Source organism: Curtobacterium sp. TC1 (genome assembly GCF_019844075.1).
Classification (GTDB): domain Bacteria; phylum Actinomycetota; class Actinomycetes; order Actinomycetales; family Microbacteriaceae; genus Curtobacterium.
The window spans coordinates 2,593,914-2,610,905 of sequence record NZ_CP081964.1 but is presented as its reverse complement, the minus strand read 5'-3'; the positions used below and the strand labels follow the sequence as shown (position 1 = coordinate 2,610,905).

Genomic DNA, 16,992 nt, shown 5'->3' with positions numbered 1-16,992 from the left:
CCGCACCGCCGGCCCGCGCCCGCCGTCCGGTCGCCATCACACTCGTCGCATGCGCACCGAGGACCAGCCCGCCGCGGATCCGCCCGCCGCGGATCCGCCCGCCGCGGACCCGCCCGCCGCGGACCGGCTCACGCCGTGGCGTGACGCGGCGCTCGCGGTGCTCGGCCTGTTCCTGCCCGTGGAGTGCCTGGGCTGCGGACGCCCGGACCGTGCGCTCTGCCGGGCCTGCCGTGCCGTCCTGGCCGCACGCCCGCGACGGGTGCGCCTCGTCGCGGGGGTCCGGCTCGACGCCGCGTTCGAGTACGAGGGGCTCGTCCGCACGCTGCTCCTCGAGCTGAAGCTCCGGAGCCGGGTCGACGTGGCACGTCCACTCGGCGGTCGGTTCGGCACGCTCGTCCGCGCGGCGCTCGCCGAGGCCCCTGCCGGCACGGTGGTGCTGCGGGTGCCGCCGTCGCGGGCCGGGGCACGGCGGCGCGGGTTCGACCCCGTGGTGCTGCTGCTCGCCCGCGGCGGCGTCCGCGGCACCGGGCGACTCCGGCGGGTGCGGGGACGGGGCGGACCTGCGGACGGTGGCCCGGGCCAGAAGGAACGGACGGCGATCGAGCGGGTCGCGGCGACCGTCGGCACGCTGCGGGCCCACGGGGTCGAGGGGCGGGACGTCGTGCTGGTGGACGACGTCGTGACGACCGGCGTCACGATGGCCGAGGGCGTCCGCGCGGTGCGAGCCGCGGGGGGTCGGGTCGTCCGGTGCGTCGCCGTCGCGAGCGTCGAGGACTGACGCCTCGGTGAACACCGGGTGACCACTGTGCGTCCGGTGAGTGTCCGGCGGACTCGCCACCGCACCGTGACGCCGGACCAGCCGCGGGTCTAGCCTCACGACAAGGCGTTCGGGTTCGCCGGATGGAGGCGACGCGCCGAAGCTCGATGGGAGCCGCGACATGGACGTGACGATCACAGGCCGGAACGTCGGGGTCACCGACCGATTCCGCACCTACGTCGAACAGAAGTCCGAGAAGATCGACGTGCTCGCTGACCGTGCGCTCGCCTTCGAGGTGCGCATCAGCCGCCACCACGAGAAGTCCGGCGGCAGCCAGGGCGAGGACCGCATCGAGCTCACGCTCATCGGTCCCGGGCCCCTCGTACGGGCGGAGTCCGCGGCGTCCGACAAGTACGCCGCCTTCGACCTCGCCTTCGCCCGCATCATGGAACGCCTGCGCCGTGCCCGCGACCGGCGCAAGGTGCACCGCGGTCGTCACCGCCCGACGTCGGTGGCCGAGGCCGCCGGCACCGCCTTCGACGGCATGGGGGTGGTCCCCGCCGACGGCCGACTCATCGAGGACGTCGCCACCGGCGCGGTCCCCGTCGTCGACGAGCAGACGACGGAGGAGGACGACACCGAGGTCTACAGCCCCGTGGTCATCCGGCACAAGGTGTTCGAGGCCGCCCCGATGACGGTCGACGACGCCCTGTACTTCATGGAGCTCGTCGGGCACGACTTCTACCTGTTCGTCGACGCCGAGACCCACCGCCCGAGCGTCGTCTACCGGCGCAAGGGCTGGGACTACGGCGTGATCGGCATCGACGACCAGACCGGCGCCACGGCGTCGGCGGACGCCGAGCCGGCCGCCGCGCTCGCCTGACGCGATCGCCGCGGACCTCGTCCGACCCGGTGTGCGCGGCCCGTTCGCGGGCCGCGCACACCGCTGTTCCCACACCGACGTCCCTCACAGCGCACGGCACCGGTGGGTTGCTAGCATGACTGGTCGATCGGGCGCGCAGGTCGCGCACGACGACCCCGTAAGGAGCTCACGTGGCAAACGTGCTGGAGAAGGTCCTCCGCATCGGCGAAGGACGCACCGTCCGCCGGCTGAAGGCGTACGCCTCGGCGATCAACGACCTCGAGGACGACTTCTCGAGCCTCACCGACGAGGAACTCCAGGACGAGACGAAGGAGCTGCGCGAGCGGTACGCCAACGGCGAGACCCTCGACGACCTGCTGCCCGAGGCGTTCGCCGCCGTGCGGGAAGCAGCGAAGCGCACCCTCGGCATGCGGCACTTCGACGTGCAGCTCATGGGCGGCGCGGCCCTGCACCTCGGCAACATCGCCGAGATGAAGACCGGTGAGGGCAAGACCCTCGTCGCGACCACGGCGGCCTACCTCAACGCCATCCCGTCGCGCGGCGTGCACGTCATCACGGTCAACGACTACCTGGCGTCGTACCAGTCCGAGATCATGGGCCGCGTCTTCCGCGCCCTCGGCATGACGACCGGCTGCATCATCGCCAACCAGACGCCGGCCGAGCGCCGCGAGCAGTACGCCGCGGACATCACCTACGGCACGAACAACGAGTTCGGCTTCGACTACCTGCGCGACAACATGGCGTGGCAGGCCTCCGACATGGTGCAGCGTGGCCACTTCTTCGCCGTCGTGGACGAGGTCGACTCGATCCTCATCGACGAGGCCCGCACCCCGCTCATCATCTCCGGCCCGTCCTCGGGCGAGGCCAACCGGTGGTTCACCGAGTTCGCCTCGATCGCGAAGCGCCTGACCCCGGGCGAGGACTACGAGGTCGACGAGAAGAAGCGCACCGTCGGTGTGCTCGAGCCCGGCATCGAGAAGGTCGAGGACTACCTCGGCATCGACAACCTGTACGAGTCGGCGAACACCCCGCTCATCTCGTTCCTGAACAACTCCATCAAGGCCGTCGCCCTGTTCAAGCGCGACAAGGACTACGTCGTGATGAACGGCGAGGTGCTCATCGTCGACGAGCACACCGGCCGCATCCTGATGGGCCGTCGCTACAACGAGGGCATCCACCAGGCGATCGAGGCGAAGGAGGGCGTCGAGGTCAAGGCGGAGAACCAGACCCTCGCCACGGTCACGCTGCAGAACTACTTCCGGCTCTACCAGAAGCTCTCCGGCATGACCGGTACCGCCGAGACCGAAGCGGCCGAGTTCATGTCGACCTACAAGCTCGGCGTGGTCCCGATCCCGACGAACAAGCCGATGCAGCGCATCGACCAGACCGACCTGGTCTACAAGAACGAGAAGTCGAAGTTCGAGCAGGTCGCCGAGGACATCGCCGAGCGCCACGAGCAGGGCCAGCCCGTCCTCGTCGGCACCACGAGCGTCGAGAAGTCCGAGTACCTGTCGAAGCTCCTCGCCAAGAAGGGCGTGAAGCACGAGGTCCTCAACGCGAAGAACCACGCGCGTGAAGCGGCGATCGTCGCCCAGGCCGGTCGCCTCGGCGCCGTGACCGTCGCGACGAACATGGCCGGTCGCGGCACCGACATCATGCTCGGCGGCAACTCCGAGTTCCTCGCCGTGCAGGAGATGCACGCGAAGGGCCTGTCGCCGACCGAGACCCCCGACGAGTACGAGGCCGCGTGGGACGAGGTCTTCGCGCGCGTCAAGGCCGAGGTCGAGGTCGAGGGTGACAAGGTCCGCGAGGCCGGTGGGCTCTACGTCCTCGGCACCGAGCGTCACGAGTCCCGCCGCATCGACAACCAGTTGCGTGGTCGTTCCGGCCGTCAGGGCGACCCGGGCGAGAGCCGTTTCTACCTGTCACTGACCGACGACCTGATGCGCCTGTTCAACTCCGGTGCCGCCGAGAGCCTGATGGGCCGCTCGAACGTCCCGGACGACCTGGCGATCGAGAACAAGCTCGTCGGCCGTGCGATCCGTTCCGCCCAGGCGCAGGTCGAGGGCCGGAACGCCGAGATCCGCAAGAACGTCCTGAAGTACGACGACGTCCTGAACCGCCAGCGCGAGGCGATCTACAGCGACCGTCGTCACATCCTCGAGGGCGACGACCTGCACGACCGTGCGCAGTCGTTCCTCAAGGCCGTCATCGACGACGTGATCGACACCCACACCGGTGAGGGCTCGCCGGACGACTGGGACCTCGACGCCATGTGGACCGAGCTCGGGACGCTCTACCCGATCTCGATCTCCATCGACGAGGTCATCACCGAGGCCGGCTCGAAGGGCAAGGCGTCGCGTGACTTCCTCGGCCGCGAGATCCTGTCCGACGCCAAGCTCGCGTACCAGCAGCGTGAGGAACTCCTCGGCGACGAGGCCATGCGCGAGCTCGAGCGCCGCGTGGTCCTGTCGGTGATCGACCGCCGCTGGCGCGACCACCTGTACGAGATGGACTACCTCAAGGACGGCATCGGCCTCCGCGCGATGGCGCAGCGCGACCCCCTCGTCGAGTACCAGCGCGAGGGCTACGCCCTGTTCCAGACGATGATGGGGCAGATCCGCGAAGAGTCGGTCGGCTACCTGTTCAACCTCGAGGTCCAGGTGCAGTCCGACGGCGAGAACGCCGTGATCGAGGCCAAGGGTCTCGGTGAGGACGAGGTCTCCGGCCTCGAGTACTCGGCGCCCTCGATCGACGGCGAGGTCGAGGTCCGCGACGAGAAGGGCCGACTCGAGCAGGCCGCCACGGCGCGTGCGCAGCAGGCCCAGGCCGAGGCCGAGGCTGCTGCCGAGCCCGAGCAGGGCTCCGCGTTCGGCAACGCGGCCACGGCCTCCGGCCAGGCCGCCGCGGCGGCGGGCAACCGTGCCGAGCGTCGTCAGGCGTCGAAGAAGAACTAGCGTCCGCGCGAGACGGACAGGAGGCACGGTGCCAGCTGGCACCGTGCCTCCCGTCCGTTTCCGGTCCCGCTACAGGACGCCGATCGCGGTCGCCCGCCACTTGCCGTGCCGCGTCTCCAACCGCATCGCCACCGCGCGCGCGTGACTGCGCGTGTGCACGACGACGGTGGCCTCGGCGACCCCGTCGGCCGGTCGGCAGACGAGCACGCTGCCCACCCGCAGCACGGGGCGCGCCCGCGACCGACGGTGGACCGAACGCGCGTGCGCGGCCACCGCTGCGCGCTGCTGCAGGTGACGGTGGACGTCGTCGGTGATCCACCGGGCGATGCTGTCGACCTCGCGCGACCCGGTCAACACCTCCGCGACGCACAAGCCCAGCGCTCGGGCGGTCTCGGCGGGGTCCGGTGGGCTGCTCACCGGCTCCTCGGCCGGTGGCGGCCCGACGATCGTGAGTGGCGGCGCGTGCGCCGTCGTCGTGTGGTCGATCCGGCGTGCCTGCTCTGCCACCCCTGCCCCTTCCGTTGCTGGAGCGAGCGTATGGGGCGTGCAACATGCGAAATACCGAGCCTCTGTGCCTGTGGAGAGCGCGACCTTCTCCACAAGTCGGCGCACCTAGACTGGCGGGGTGTCGACCCTCAGTGACCTCGTCCTCGCGCAAGGCCGTTCCTCCGAAGCCGACGTGGAGTGGCTCCACCTGCTCGTGGGGGACTGGCAGCTCCTCGCCGACCTGTCCTTCGCCGACATGGTCCTGTGGGTGCCGACCGCCGAGGACGGCTCGTTCGTCGCCGTCGCGCACGCCCGTCCGAGTTCCGCGGCGACGCTGTTCTACCGCGACATCGTCGGGCAGGAGATCCGTGAGGAGTGGCGCGGCCAGGTGACCGAGAGCTTCGCCGGGTCCCGCGTCGTCGACTCCGCCGAGCCCGACTGGTACGAGGACACCCCCACCCGGGTCCGCGCGATCCCGGTGCTGCGGCGCCTCAGCGCGAAGAGCGCGCAGACCACCGAGCGGCCGATCGCCGTCGTCACCCGGCACTCCAACCAGGACGAGATGCGGACGCCGAGCCGCCAGGAACTCAACTTCACCGCGAGCGCGAACGACCTGTTCGGGATGATCGCGACGGGTGACTTCCCGGACCTCGGTGCACCGGCCGGCCCGCGCCGTGGTGCTCCCCGGGCCAGTGACGGTCTGCTGCGCCTCGACACCGCCGGCATCGTCACCTTCGCCAGCCCGAACGGCCTGAGCGCCTTCAACCGCATGGGCTTCGAGGGTGAGCTGGAGCGGAAGTCCCTCGCCGAGGTCACCACCGAACTCATCGGCGCGCAGCTCGACGTCGACGAGTCCCTGCCCCTCGTCGTCACCGGTCGTGCTCCGTGGCGGGCCGACATCGAGTCGAAGGGCGTGACGGTGTCGCTGCGGTCCATCCCGCTCCGCGACCACGGCGACCGCATCGGTGCGATCGTGCTCTGCCGCGACGTGTCCGAGCTCCGGCACCAGGAGCGCGAGCTCATCACCAAGGACGCGACGATCCGCGAGATCCACCACCGCGTCAAGAACAACCTGCAGACGGTGGCGTCCCTGTTGCGGATCCAGGCCCGTCGCACGCACTCCGACGAGGCGCGGACCTCGCTGCAGAACGCCATGCGCCGCGTGGCCGCCATCGCGGTCGTGCACGACACGCTGTCGAGCGGCCTGAGCCAGACGGTCGACTTCGACGACGTCTTCGACTCGGTGCTCAAGCTCGTCACCGAGGTCGCCGCGTCGCACAACACGACCGTGCACCCGAAGAAGACCGGCGAGTTCGGCGTGCTGCCGTCCGAGGCCGCCACACCGCTCGCGCTCGGGCTCACCGAGCTGGTCACGAACGCCGTCGAGCACGGGCTGGACGGCCGCGACGGCGAGGTCGAGATCGTCGCCCGCCGCTTCGACGACCACCTGGAGATCGAGGTCCGCGACAACGGCGTGGGCCTGCCCGAGGGGAAGGTCGGGTCGGGCCTCGGTACCCAGATCGTCCGCACGCTCATCCAGGGCGAGCTCGGCGGCACGATCGACTGGCACACCCTGACCGGCAGCGGCACCGAGGTGACGATCACCATCCCGTTCCGCTGGCTGACCGCCACCGCCTAGCCCCGGGGGCGCGCCCGCGGGAGTCGCGCGTCGGGTTCGCGCCCGCGCCGAGGTTCCGAAATCTGCGCACTTCGGCGCGCGATCGCGCGCGTTGTGGAACCTCGACGACCAGCGCACGGCGTGTTGTGGAACCCGTGCGGCTGTCGGACGGGAGGCCCGTGGGCGCGTTGCCACGGGCCTCCCGTCCGTCGTTCGGTCGGGTCTCGGGCCGCGCCGAGGTTCCAAGATCTGCGCATCTCGGCGCGCGATCGCGCGCGTTGTGGAACCTCGACGGTCAACGCACGGCATGTTGTGGAACCCCGAGGACCAGCGCACGGCGTGCCGCCGCGCCCCGCGCCCCGCGCCGCCCCGCCACCCACGCGCACGACGACGCCCGCCGTCCCCGAGGGGACGACGGGCGTCAGTGCGTCAGGCGGGACCGGGTCAGGAAGCGCGGCGGGCGCGGGCGGCGCGACGCTTCAGCGCACGACGCTCGTCCTCGCTGAGGCCACCCCAGACACCGGAGTCCTGGTTGTTCTCGAGTGCGTACTGCAGACACATCTCGGTGACCGTGCAGCGCGCACAGACCGACTTGGCCTTCTCGATCTGATCGACGGCGGGCCCGGTGTTCCCGACGGGGAAGAAGAGCTCGGGGTCCGCGGTGAGGCAAGCTGCCTTGTCACGCCAGTCCATGTGTGGTGCTCCTTGATGTCGATGCTCGAACGGCAGGCCGGGGCCGGGGTTCGGGGGATCGGAACGCTGACCATGCATGAGGCATGAGGGGACAACTGTGGGGAGGAGTCCGCTGGAAGCGAGTCTGACGCCCGCGTGACGCTCGGGGGAGGAGCGACGAACCACGGGAGACGCACACCACATCGTGCCGTCCAAACGACCTCCAATATCGTTCCATACTGGTAGGGGCAAATCAAGGGTTCCGATGCTGGAGGATCACTGTGCACGATGACGACCCGACCGCGGTCGACCGTCCTGAGCCACGTTCACGCGCCTTGATCGGCCTGCTGGTGGTGGTCGGCCTCGAGTTCGCGGCGCTCGTCGTGGTCACCGTCGTGCTCGTCGTCGAGCTGATCGTCGCGCCGGCGTCGAGCCTGGCCTCCGGGATCGCCCTGACGATCCTGTCGGCCGTCGCGGCACTCTGGCTCGGTGCGCTGCTGAACGGCCTGTGGAAGCGGCGCGCGTGGGTGCGGTCGGGGATCATCGTCTGGCAGGTGCTGCAGGGCGCCATCGCGATCGGCGCCTTCCAGGGCGTCTTCCGTGAACCGGCGGTCGGTTGGGTCCTGCTGATCCCCGCACTGCTCGGCATCACGTTCGTGCTGTCGCGGTCGGTGACGGCCGCGCTCGCGCGTCCGGTGGAGTAGCGCGCGCCCCGCACGGGGCGACGCGCCAGCGGCGCGCGGCGCCAGCGCCGGCCGAGCCTGCGAGGGCGGTCTGCAGACCAGCGGACGGGAGGCCCGTGGCGACGCCGCCACCCCTCCCTCGCTGGCTCGGTCGGCGCGCCCCGCGTGACGCTGGCGCGTCACCGCCGAGCGGGGCGCGCCCGTCCGCCTTGTGGTCCGGTCCTCAGACCAGGCCGAGCTTCTTCCGCAGGCTCGCCACGTGTCCGGTCGCCTTGACGTTGTACAGCGGCAGCTGCACGGTGCCGTCCTCGTCGACGACGATCGTGGAGCGGATCGTGCCGGTCACGATCTTGCCGTAGTTGTTCTTCTCGCCCCATGCGGCGTACGCCTTGTGCACGGCGAGGTCCGGGTCGCTCAGCAGCGGGAACGTGAGCGCTTGCTCGTGTTGGAAGGTCTTGAGCTTCGCCTGCTCGTCCTTCGAGACGCCGAGCACCTCGTAGCCGGCTGCCTGCAGCGACGACATGTTGTCGCGGAAGTCGCAGGCCTCGGTCGTGCACCCGGGGGTGGACGCCGCCGGGTAGAAGTACACGATGACCTTCTTGCCGCGCAGTGCGGCGAGCGAGTGCTCGACGCCGTCCTGGTCCGGCAGCGTGAAGTCGGGGGCGGTGTCGCCGGCGGCGAGACGGTCGGTCATGGTGCTCCTGTTCGCTCCGTGCCCACGAGTGGTCGTGAGCACGCAGAACCCATGCTATTGTTGATTCCCGTTGCGGCACGGAAGCCGGAACATGCACCTCTAGCTCAATTGGCAGAGCAACTGACTCTTAATCAGTGGGTTCTCGGTTCAAGTCCGAGGGGGTGCACCGCAATCACGAAGGCCCCGACTCATCGAGTCAGGGCCTTCGTGCGTTCCCGGGGTGTGGACGGGTTCCGAGCGGGACACGCCCGAGGTGCATCCGGCGGTCGGATTCAGTCGGCGGCCACGTCGACGATCCGTTCCTCGCCCACGACGAGGTCGACCGCACCGGCCGAGGCCGCTGCGAGGTCCGCGGACAGGGTCGGCAGCGCGTCGGCGGGCACCCAGACCTCGAACGTCGCCGCAGGTCCGTACACCGTCGCACCGAGGGACGCGTGGTGGTGCCGGACCCAGTCGCGCAGGACGTTGTCGAGCCGGCCGGCCTCGGCGTGTGGGACGTCGAAGTGCACCTGCGTGAGCGCCTCGCGTCGGACGAGTGCGGCGGTGTCCAGGGCCTCGGAGACCGAGCTCGAGTAGGCGCGGACGAGTCCGCCGGCGCCGAGCTTCACGCCGCCGAAGTACCGGGTGACGACCGCCACGACGTCGGTGAGGTCGCGGCGCCGGAGCACCTCGAGCATCGGCACGCCCGCCGTGCCGGAGGGTTCGCCGTCGTCCGACGACCGTGCCTGGTCGCCGAGCGTGCCGGTGACCATCGCGGTGCAGTTGTGCCGGGCGTCCCAGTACCGGCGCTTCACCTCGGCGATGACGCGCTCGGTGTCCGCCACGTCCGACACGGGAGCGACCGTGGTGACGAACCGCGACTTCGTGATGACGATCTCGTGCTCGACCGGCTCGGCGATCGTCGACGGGAAGCTGCGGGCCATGCCCCGAGGCTAACGGCGTGCACCGTGTCCGCCGCGCTACGATGTCGTGCACGCACGGCTGGGGAGGAGTCCGACATGGAGACCGGTGATCCGAGGGGCGGGGTCCTGGACGCCGCCGAACTCGCACGGCGCATCAACCTGCTGCTCGACTTCGAGGAGTCCCAGCGCGGGGCCCCGGTGCCGTTCGCCTCGATCGAGGAGTACGTCGCCACCCGGGGTGGTTCGCTCTCGCGGGCGAAGTGGACCTACATGCTCTCCGGTGACGGCCGACGGAACCGCGACACCGAGCTCCTGCGGCTCCTCGCCGGGTTCTTCGAGGTCGACGAGCGCTTCCTGCTCGAGGACAGCGACGTCCCCGAGCGCATCGGTGCGCAGCTCGCCCTCGTCCGCTCGCTGCGCTCGGCCCGCGTGAGCGGGTTCGCCGCACGCACCTTCCCCGGCGAGCTCTCACCCGAGGCGCTGCGGCGCATCGCCGAGGTGCTCGAGGAGGAATCACAGCGCGGGAGCGTGGCATGACCGACCCGCTGCTCGAGTCCTTCTGGGCGCGCGGTGCGGCCGAGGAGTGGTCCGACGTCGACCAGGCCGTCGCGGCCGCTGCGGTCGTCGTCGACAAGCCGATCGTCGTCCGCGAAGAGGCGTTCCTCGCGACGGAACCGGTCTGCGGCTTCGTCGCGACGCTCGAGCACGCGCACCTGATCATGATCTCGCCGACCGCGTCGCCCACCTTCCGGGCGTTCGTCATCGGGCACGAGCTCGGCCACGTCCTGCACCGGCACCAGGAGCACGCACCGCAGTCGGCGTACATCCGCGACGTCATCCCGGACCTGCCCGAGTACAAGGTCGAGCGGGCCCTGGCGCGGGGGATGTTCTCGAACACGTACGAGCACGAGGCCGAGGTCTTCGCCGACGAGCTCGCGACGCTCATCCGACGGCACCGGGGTCGTCCGAGCGCCTTCCGCGGGGTCTTCGGGTGATCGTCGCCGTCGTCCAGGCGGTGCTGCTCATCGCCGGGACGATCGCGCTCTTCGTCCTGCAACGCGGGCAGGACCGCACCCTGGCGGTGACGTTCCTGTTGTTCGCCGCCACCATCGTCACGAACGTCGATCCGCTGTACCGCGGGCTCGACCCGCTGCTCGGTGGGTTCAACGTCGTGACGGTGGTCAGCGACTGCCTGATGGTCGCCGGCACGAGCACGCTGCTGTGGGGCGTGGCCAAGGCGGTGGGGGCGGCCCGGCCGTGGCTCCGGAACGCGATCGTGGTGTCGTTCGCCGCGGTCGTCATCGTGGTCGTCGTCGCCTTCACGGTGCTGGACAAGCCCGCCACCACGACGACGTTCATGCTCGACGCCGGATCGCACCCGGCCGCGACGGTCTACTCGATCGCACAGACCCTGTACCTCGGGGTGGCGCTCGGCGCGACGGGGTTCATCTGCGTCCTCCGGTTGCGCGAGGCACGGACGACGACGGACCTGGTCGGGCTGTGGGTGCTGGTACTCGGCGGCGTGCTCGGGGTCGTCCGGATGGTGGTCGTCGTGGTCATGGACCTGGCGCACGTCCTGGGTGACCTGGACCGGATGCGGTCCCTCGCGCTGCCGTACGACGTGACCACGCCGGGCGCCGTGATCTGCGTCTCGACGGGCATGCTGCTGCTGGTGATCGGCCACCGGGTCTCGCGACGTCGCCGCACCCGGCGGGTCGACGCGGCGCTGCGCCGTCTCGCACCGCTGCACGAGCGGATCGGCGCGGACAACGCCTACCCGTCGACGGACGACCCCGCCACGCGGTTGAGCCGCGCGATCGTCGAGGTCAACGACGGGCTCCGGCGGTCGCGTGCGTCGTTGACCGATGCCGAGCGGGCCGCACTCGCCGAGGCCGAAGCGGCACTCGACGCCGCGTAGCCCGAACGGGTGGCTCGACGGTCCGCGGACGCCCGTGTAGGGTTTGTAGCAAGTGCTACAGATCCTGTGGCCCGTCGGGTGGGTCTCGGCCGCGTTGGGGGCGGCCGAGCACCACCGACACTCGTTGTCTAGACTCGGACGGTGCTCGTCTTCGCCGCAGTCGTCCTGTTCATCGGTGCCGTCTTCAACGTCGTCACCTGGCCGCGCTTCTTCCAGCGCGTCGCGAAGGACACCCGCGCACGTGACGCCGCGGGCAAGCCGACGACGTTCTACACGGTGCACCTCGTGCTGCTGCTCATCGCGCTCGCGATCGCCGTGGCCGCGGTCGTCGCCGGCATCCTGCTGCTCGTCTGAGCCGTCCGCCGTCGGGCGTCGCTTCAGCGCTGCTTCAGCGGCGCACGGCAGGATCGTCGCCATGCGCGTGCTGGTGGTCGATGACGAGGTACGGCTCGCCGACGGCGTCCGTCGTGGCCTCGAGGCCGAGGGGTGGGCCGTGGACGTCGCCCACGACGGGGTCGACGGTCTCTGGCACGCCCGCGAGTTCCGGTACGACGCGATCGTCCTCGACCTGATGATGCCGGGGATGAGCGGATGGGCGGTGTGCGCGCAGCTCCGGGCCGACCAGGACTGGACGCCGGTGCTCATGCTCACCGCCAAGGACGGCGAGTGGGACCAGGTCGACGCCCTCGACGCCGGTGCCGACGACTACGTCACGAAGCCCTTCTCGCACCCGGTCCTCGTCGCCCGCCTGCGTGCGCTCGTCCGCCGTGGTGCGCGGGAGCGTCCGACGGTGCTGACGGTCGGTGACCTCGTCGTCGATCCCGCCGCGCGGTCGGTGACGCGTGCCGGGACCGTCGTCGACCTGACCAGCCGGGAGTTCGCGGTGCTCGAGTACCTCGCCCGACGCGCCGGACAGGTGTGCTCGAAGCGCGAGGTGATCGAGAACGTCTGGGACGTCGACTTCGAGGGCGACCCGAACATCGTCGAGGTGTACGTCGGGCACCTCCGCCGCAAGCTCGACCGGCCGTTCGGCCGGACGTCGCTGGAGACCGTCCGCGGTGCGGGCTACCGACTGGGAGCCGACGGTGGCTGACCGCGGTCGCACCCGTCCCCGGCGGTTCCGGTCCGTCCGCGCACGAACGACGCTCGGCGCGGGCGTCGTGGTGCTCGCAGCGCTCGTCGTCGGTGCCGTGGGCTTCGTCGTCGTCCTCCGCCTGGTGCTGCTCGACGGCGTGCGGACCGCTGCCGAGGCCGGGCTCGAACAGGTGTCGTCCCGGGTCGAGTCCGACGGCGCCGGGGCGGTGACCGACTACGAGGACGTCCTGGTGCAGGTGATCGGTGACGGCGGCTCGGTCCTCGCGCACGGTGAGGACGCCGACGCCCCGGCGCTGTCCACGGCCGACGAGTCCCGGTGGTCGCACGACGGTGAACGCTGGCTGCTCGTCTCCGACGACGTCGACCTGCCCGGTGGGGGTGAGGCGACCCTGGTGTACGGCGTCTCCCTGGAGCAGACCGACACCGCGATCCGGACCGCCGTCGTGCTCCTCGCGGTCGGGGTGCCGGTCCTCGTCCTCGTGCTCGGGATGGTGACCTGGTCCGTGACCGGGCGGTCGTTGCGGCCGGTGGAACGGATGCGGACCGAGGTGGAGACGATCCGCGCTGCCCAGCCGGACGCCCGCGTCGTCGTGCCGGACACCGGAGACGAGATCGCCCGGCTCGCGACCACCATGAACGCCATGCTCGACCGTCTCGACCGGTCGGCTGCCGGGCAGCGGCGGTTCGTCTCCGACGCGTCGCACGAACTGCGGTCGCCCATCGCGTCCATCCGCCAGCACGCCGAGGTCGCCGCCGCACACCCGGACCGGACCGACGTCGGCGGGTTCTCCGACGTCGTGCGCGCCGAGGCCGTGCGGCTGCAGGACCTGGTGACCGGGCTGCTCGAGCTGTCGCGACTCGACGAGGGCGGCACCGGCACGCGACGCCCCGTGGACCTCGACGACCTCGCGCTCGACGCCGTCGCGCGGGCGCGGGCACGGGTGCCGGCCGGCGCGACCGGCGACAGCACGATCCGGGTCGACGGTTCGGGGATCTCCGCCGCGCGCGTGCTCGGCGACGAACGGCTGCTGACGGGGGTGGTCCGCAACCTCGTCGACAACGCCGTCCGGCACGCCGTGTCACGCGTCACGGTGGCGCTCGTCGAACAGGACGGCGCTGCGGTGCTGACGGTCGACGACGACGGTGCCGGGGTCCCCGCGGGCGAGCGCGACCGGGTGTTCGAGCGGTTCGTCCGGCTCGACGAAGCCCGCAGCCGTGACGCCGGTGGTGCCGGCCTCGGTCTGGCGATCGTGCGGGACGCCGTGCGGGCACACGGCGGCGAGGCGACGGTGACGGACTCCTCGCTCGGCGGGGCGCGCTTCGTGGTCCGCATCGCACTCGGCGGCTGAACAGGCGGCTTCAGGTCTGCTTCAGCACCCCGACGACATGCTCGTGCCATGACCTTCCGCACCCAGCTCCAGAAGCCCTCCGCCCGCCGCGTCGCCGCCCTCGCCGCCCTGCCGGTCGTGGCCGCACTCGCCCTCACCGGCTGCTCCTCCGACGACACGGCCGACGGCTCGTCCGGCTCCGCCGCCTCGTCGTCGAACGGGTCGTCGACCACCGGCGCCACCGGCGGGGGTTCCACGACCGCGGCCTCCGCCGCGTCGAACGACGCCCTGCTGGCCGCGGTCGCGACCGCGCGGAAGAGCGTCGGGTCCGGCACCGTGATCTCGGTCGAGCAGGAGCAGCGCGGCAGCGCCCACGAGGTCCTCGTCGTGACGAAGGACGGCACCGAGCACGAGGTGCACACCGACGCGGACGGCACCGGTGTGACGGGCACCCCGCAGACGGAGACCGCGGATGCCGACGACCGGGCCGAGCACGAGCGGTTCGTCGCAGCGGCCGACCTCGACGTCAGCAAGGCCGTCAGCGCCTTCGAGGACCTGCACGCCGGTTCGATCACCGAGCTCGGCCTCGACGACCACCTGGGCAAGGTGGTCTGGGAGGGTGACGTCGTCGACGGGTCCGGGACGAAGCACAGCGTCCGGATCGACGCCGGTTCGGGTGACGTCGTCACCGACCAGGTCGACACCGACGACTGACCCGACCGTCAGTCGGCCAGCGGTGGCCCGAGCACCTTCCGGATCGCCAGCGCGGCGAGCTGCTCGTCCGAGGTGTCGAGCAGCACGCGGAACGTCTCCGGTCCGGTGACGAACTCGACGCACACGGCGTCCTCGTCACACGGCCCGAGGCGCCACCCCGTCACCGCGTCCATCGGAACGGAGACCCGCGCCGCCCGCTGGTAGTCGGTCTCGGCCTCGAGGTGGTCGGGGAACACCCGCAGGCGTCCGTACGCGCCTCGCCAGCTCAGCTGGAGATCGAGGGTGGGTGGAACAGACGCAGGGGAGACAGAGCGGTCCGGCACCCGCCGATCGTACCGACGGGTGCCGGACCCACTGCATTCCGCGCGCGGCGTGCTGCGCTCCCGGGACAGATCAGGCGGTGCCGTTCGGCCCGTTCTGGTCGTCCCCGTCACGACGGACCTGGTTCGCCGGGTCGCGCACCCCGATCGGGTACGGACCCGTGACGCCCTGTCGGAGCGACGCGATGCGCAGGATGCGGTCGCGCTGCAGGAACCAGCCGACGACGAGCAGCGGGATCACGATCACCAGGGACGCGATCGTGTAGGTGCCCACCGGGTAGTCGATGGCCATCAGGACGATCACGGACGCCAGGAACGCCAGGGTGAGCCACGCGGTCACCGGGGCACCGGGCAGCTTGAAGGACGGCTCCTTCGCCAGCCCCTGCTTCGCCCACGACCGGAGCCGCATCTGGCAGAGGATGATCGTGCCCCACGCCGTGATGATGCCGAGGCTCGCGATGTTCAGCGCGATCTCGAACGCCTGGCTCGGGACGAAGTAGTTCAGGACGACGCCGGCGACGGTGAAGCCGGCCGTGAGCAGGATGCCGGCGTACGGCACACCGCCCTTCGACATCTTCGTGGTCCACTTCGGCGCCGAGCCGTTCATGCCCATCGAGTGCAGCGCACGACCGGTCGAGTACAGGCCGGCGTTGAGCGAGGACAGGGCCGCCGTGAGCACGACGAAGTTCATGATGCCGCCGACGATCGACCCGACCTGCGGGTTGCCGAGCGACGAGAAGAACGTCACGAACGGGCTCTCGCCCTCCTTGTACGCGGTGTACGGCAGGAGCAGGGACAGCAGGATGATCGACCCGACGTAGAAGACCGCGATGCGGAACACGACCGAGTTGATGGCGCGGGGGATGACCTTCTCGGTGTTCTGCGTCTCACCGGAGGCCGTGCCGACGAGCTCGATCGCCGCGTACGCGAAGACGACACCCTGGATCACGATGACCGCGGGGAGCAGCCCGTTCGGGAACAGCCCGCCGTTGTCACCCCAGATCGAGAAGCCCGTCCGGACGGCTTCGCCACCGGCCTCGACCGGGAACGCGAAGACGAGCCAGATGATCGCGACGACGAGGAACGCGACGAGCGCGGCGACCTTGATGAGGGCGAACCAGAACTCGAGTTCGCCGAACACCTTGACCGCGACCATGTTGGCGGCGAGCACGACGATCAGGGCGATCAACGCGAGGAGCCACTGGGGTGCAGCGGTGAACGCGGACCAGTACTGCAGGTAGATCGCGACGGCGGTGGTGTCGACGATCGAGGTCATCGCCCAGTTCAGGAAGTACATCCAGCCGGCGGCGTACGCGAACTTCTCGCCGTAGAACTCACGGGCGTACGAGATGAACGACCCCGACGACGGGCGGTGCAGCACGAGCTCGCCGAGGGCGCGGAGGATGAAGAACGCGAAGATGCCGCAGATCAGGTAGGTCAGCGCGAGCGCAGGGCCCGCGGTGTGGAGTCGTCCACCCGCACCGAGGAAGAGTCCGGTGCCGATGGCCCCACCGATCGCGATCATCTGCAACTGCCGGGGCTTCAGTCCGTGCTGGTAGCCCTCTTGCTCGTGCGAGAAGTCGTTCGCCGGGGCTCGGTTCACGCCCGTGTCGTTCTGCGCTGTCATGCGCGACAACCTACATGCGCGCGGAAGCGGGGCGGCACACAAACCTCCGAACGAGCTGATCTGTAACGAGACGGTCACGATCCCGATCCCCGTGTGAGTGGGCGACACGCCGGTGACGGGGTACAGCGGTGCCCGGATTCCGGCGGACGCCGATTGTGATCGGGGGACAGGACACCGGTAGGTTTGAACGTCCCCACAGGCCCGTTGGCCGGGGACACGACGACCAGGACGCGTCCACGGCCAGCAGCGCCGGGGCCGTACGGTCGGCCGGACCGGGACCGCCCCGAGCGTGGTCCCCGCGTGCGTGATCGCTCGCTCTGCGCCGTTGCGCGGGGCTC

At 70.7% G+C, this 16,992-nt stretch carries 18 protein-coding genes and 1 tRNA gene; 13 read left to right on the top strand and 6 right to left on the bottom strand.

Going from position 1 to position 16,992, the window contains the following annotated elements; translation table 11 throughout:
* Positions 1–49 precede the first annotated feature (49 nt).
* The 3 genes from KZI27_RS13370 (at position 50) to secA (ending at position 4,597) form a co-directional block, all read left to right on the top strand.
* Entirely contained in the window at positions 50–778 is a 729-nt protein-coding gene (locus tag KZI27_RS13370; RefSeq protein WP_222657988.1) for a ComF family protein, read from the top strand.
* A gap of 160 nt (positions 779–938) precedes the next feature.
* Entirely contained in the window at positions 939–1,640 is a 702-nt protein-coding gene (hpf, locus tag KZI27_RS13365) for a ribosome hibernation-promoting factor, HPF/YfiA family (RefSeq protein ID WP_222657987.1), read from the top strand.
* Positions 1,641–1,810: 170 nt separating this feature from the next.
* Positions 1,811–4,597 (top strand): preprotein translocase subunit SecA, encoded by a 2,787-nt coding sequence (gene secA, locus KZI27_RS13360; protein ID WP_222657986.1) that lies wholly within the window; start codon positions 1,811–1,813, stop codon positions 4,595–4,597.
* Between the two features lie 69 nt (positions 4,598–4,666).
* Here the strand turns inward: secA and KZI27_RS13355 are convergent, their stop codons facing one another.
* A complete protein-coding gene (locus KZI27_RS13355) occupies positions 4,667–5,104 on the bottom strand; it encodes an Rv3235 family protein (protein ID WP_222657985.1) in 438 nt (145 codons plus the stop codon).
* A gap of 118 nt (positions 5,105–5,222) precedes the next feature.
* On the opposite strand from KZI27_RS13355, the gene KZI27_RS13350 reads away from it, so the two are divergent.
* Complete coding sequence (locus tag KZI27_RS13350; RefSeq protein WP_123313690.1) at positions 5,223–6,722, top strand: sensor histidine kinase; 1,500 nt, start codon at positions 5,223–5,225, stop codon at positions 6,720–6,722.
* Positions 6,723–7,145: 423 nt separating this feature from the next.
* On the opposite strand, the gene KZI27_RS13345 is transcribed toward KZI27_RS13350, so the two are convergent.
* Positions 7,146–7,394, bottom strand: a complete 249-nt coding sequence (locus KZI27_RS13345) for a WhiB family transcriptional regulator (RefSeq protein ID WP_017888820.1) — start codon at positions 7,392–7,394, stop codon at positions 7,146–7,148.
* Between the two features lie 260 nt (positions 7,395–7,654).
* Between KZI27_RS13345 and KZI27_RS13340 the strand changes: the two genes are divergently transcribed.
* A complete protein-coding gene (locus KZI27_RS13340; RefSeq protein WP_123313689.1) occupies positions 7,655–8,077 on the top strand; it encodes a hypothetical protein in 423 nt (140 codons plus the stop codon).
* A gap of 202 nt (positions 8,078–8,279) precedes the next feature.
* On the opposite strand, the gene bcp is transcribed toward KZI27_RS13340, so the two are convergent.
* A complete protein-coding gene (bcp, locus tag KZI27_RS13335; protein WP_111085961.1) occupies positions 8,280–8,750 on the bottom strand; it encodes a thioredoxin-dependent thiol peroxidase in 471 nt (156 codons plus the stop codon).
* A gap of 93 nt (positions 8,751–8,843) precedes the next feature.
* Between bcp and KZI27_RS13330 the strand changes: the two genes are divergently transcribed.
* Positions 8,844–8,916 (top strand) — tRNA-Lys (locus tag KZI27_RS13330).
* A 106-nt stretch (positions 8,917–9,022) separates the two neighbouring features.
* Here KZI27_RS13330 and KZI27_RS13325 read toward each other — a convergent pair.
* Complete coding sequence (locus KZI27_RS13325) at positions 9,023–9,673, bottom strand: YigZ family protein (RefSeq protein ID WP_222657984.1); 651 nt, start codon at positions 9,671–9,673, stop codon at positions 9,023–9,025.
* Positions 9,674–9,748: 75 nt separating this feature from the next.
* Between KZI27_RS13325 and KZI27_RS13320 the strand changes: the two genes are divergently transcribed.
* The 7 genes from KZI27_RS13320 to KZI27_RS13290 all read left to right on the top strand — a co-directional run bounded on the left by KZI27_RS13320 (position 9,749) and on the right by KZI27_RS13290 (position 14,707).
* Positions 9,749–10,189 carry a hypothetical protein gene (locus KZI27_RS13320; RefSeq protein ID WP_222657983.1) on the top strand — a complete coding sequence of 147 codons (441 nt, stop codon included), beginning with the start codon at positions 9,749–9,751 and terminating at the stop codon, positions 10,187–10,189.
* Positions 10,186–10,647: an ImmA/IrrE family metallo-endopeptidase gene (locus KZI27_RS13315; protein ID WP_123313686.1), complete on the top strand. Its 462-nt coding sequence runs from the start codon at positions 10,186–10,188 to the stop codon at positions 10,645–10,647. The genes KZI27_RS13320 and KZI27_RS13315 overlap by 4 nt, the downstream gene beginning before the upstream one ends.
* On the top strand, positions 10,644–11,570 hold the full coding sequence (locus tag KZI27_RS13310; protein ID WP_123313685.1) for a hypothetical protein: 927 nt from the start codon (positions 10,644–10,646) through the stop codon (positions 11,568–11,570). The genes KZI27_RS13315 and KZI27_RS13310 overlap by 4 nt, the downstream gene beginning before the upstream one ends.
* A 141-nt stretch (positions 11,571–11,711) precedes the next feature.
* Positions 11,712–11,924: an SCO4848 family membrane protein gene (locus KZI27_RS13305; protein ID WP_111085956.1), complete on the top strand. Its 213-nt coding sequence runs from the start codon at positions 11,712–11,714 to the stop codon at positions 11,922–11,924.
* Between the two features lie 61 nt (positions 11,925–11,985).
* Positions 11,986–12,663 carry a response regulator transcription factor gene (locus KZI27_RS13300; RefSeq protein WP_123313684.1) on the top strand — a complete coding sequence of 226 codons (678 nt, stop codon included), beginning with the start codon at positions 11,986–11,988 and terminating at the stop codon, positions 12,661–12,663.
* On the top strand, positions 12,656–14,014 hold the full coding sequence (locus KZI27_RS13295) for a sensor histidine kinase (RefSeq protein ID WP_222657982.1): 1,359 nt from the start codon (positions 12,656–12,658) through the stop codon (positions 14,012–14,014). The genes KZI27_RS13300 and KZI27_RS13295 overlap by 8 nt, the downstream gene beginning before the upstream one ends.
* A 48-nt stretch (positions 14,015–14,062) precedes the next feature.
* Positions 14,063–14,707, top strand: a complete 645-nt coding sequence (locus KZI27_RS13290; RefSeq protein ID WP_222657981.1) for a PepSY domain-containing protein — start codon at positions 14,063–14,065, stop codon at positions 14,705–14,707.
* A gap of 8 nt (positions 14,708–14,715) precedes the next feature.
* On the opposite strand, the gene KZI27_RS13285 is transcribed toward KZI27_RS13290, so the two are convergent.
* Both KZI27_RS13285 and KZI27_RS13280 read right to left on the bottom strand, forming a co-directional pair.
* Positions 14,716–15,030, bottom strand: coding sequence for a hypothetical protein (locus KZI27_RS13285; protein WP_222657980.1), 315 nt, complete (start codon positions 15,028–15,030; stop codon positions 14,716–14,718).
* Positions 15,031–15,100: 70 nt separating this feature from the next.
* On the bottom strand, positions 15,101–16,654 hold the full coding sequence (locus KZI27_RS13280; protein WP_222657979.1) for an amino acid permease: 1,554 nt from the start codon (positions 16,652–16,654) through the stop codon (positions 15,101–15,103).
* Between the last annotated feature and the right edge of the window lie 338 nt (positions 16,655–16,992).

What these genes read in the sequence shown, in the direction of transcription:
- KZI27_RS13290 (WP_222657981.1), top strand. Translation starts at nt 14,063, where the DNA reads ATGACCTTCCGCACCCAGCTCCAGAAGCCCTCCGCCCGCCGCGTCGCC.
- KZI27_RS13345 (WP_017888820.1), bottom strand. Translation starts at nt 7,394, where the DNA reads ATGGACTGGCGTGACAAGGCAGCTTGCCTCACCGCGGACCCCGAGCTC.
- KZI27_RS13300 (WP_123313684.1), top strand. Translation starts at nt 11,986, where the DNA reads ATGCGCGTGCTGGTGGTCGATGACGAGGTACGGCTCGCCGACGGCGTC.
- KZI27_RS13320 (WP_222657983.1), top strand. Translation starts at nt 9,749, where the DNA reads ATGGAGACCGGTGATCCGAGGGGCGGGGTCCTGGACGCCGCCGAACTC.
- KZI27_RS13280 (WP_222657979.1), bottom strand. Translation starts at nt 16,654, where the DNA reads ATGACAGCGCAGAACGACACGGGCGTGAACCGAGCCCCGGCGAACGAC.
- KZI27_RS13315 (WP_123313686.1), top strand. Translation starts at nt 10,186, where the DNA reads ATGACCGACCCGCTGCTCGAGTCCTTCTGGGCGCGCGGTGCGGCCGAG.
- hpf (WP_222657987.1), top strand. Translation starts at nt 939, where the DNA reads ATGGACGTGACGATCACAGGCCGGAACGTCGGGGTCACCGACCGATTC.
- KZI27_RS13370 (WP_222657988.1), top strand. Translation starts at nt 50, where the DNA reads ATGCGCACCGAGGACCAGCCCGCCGCGGATCCGCCCGCCGCGGATCCG.
- bcp (WP_111085961.1), bottom strand. Translation starts at nt 8,750, where the DNA reads ATGACCGACCGTCTCGCCGCCGGCGACACCGCCCCCGACTTCACGCTG.
- KZI27_RS13325 (WP_222657984.1), bottom strand. Translation starts at nt 9,673, where the DNA reads ATGGCCCGCAGCTTCCCGTCGACGATCGCCGAGCCGGTCGAGCACGAG.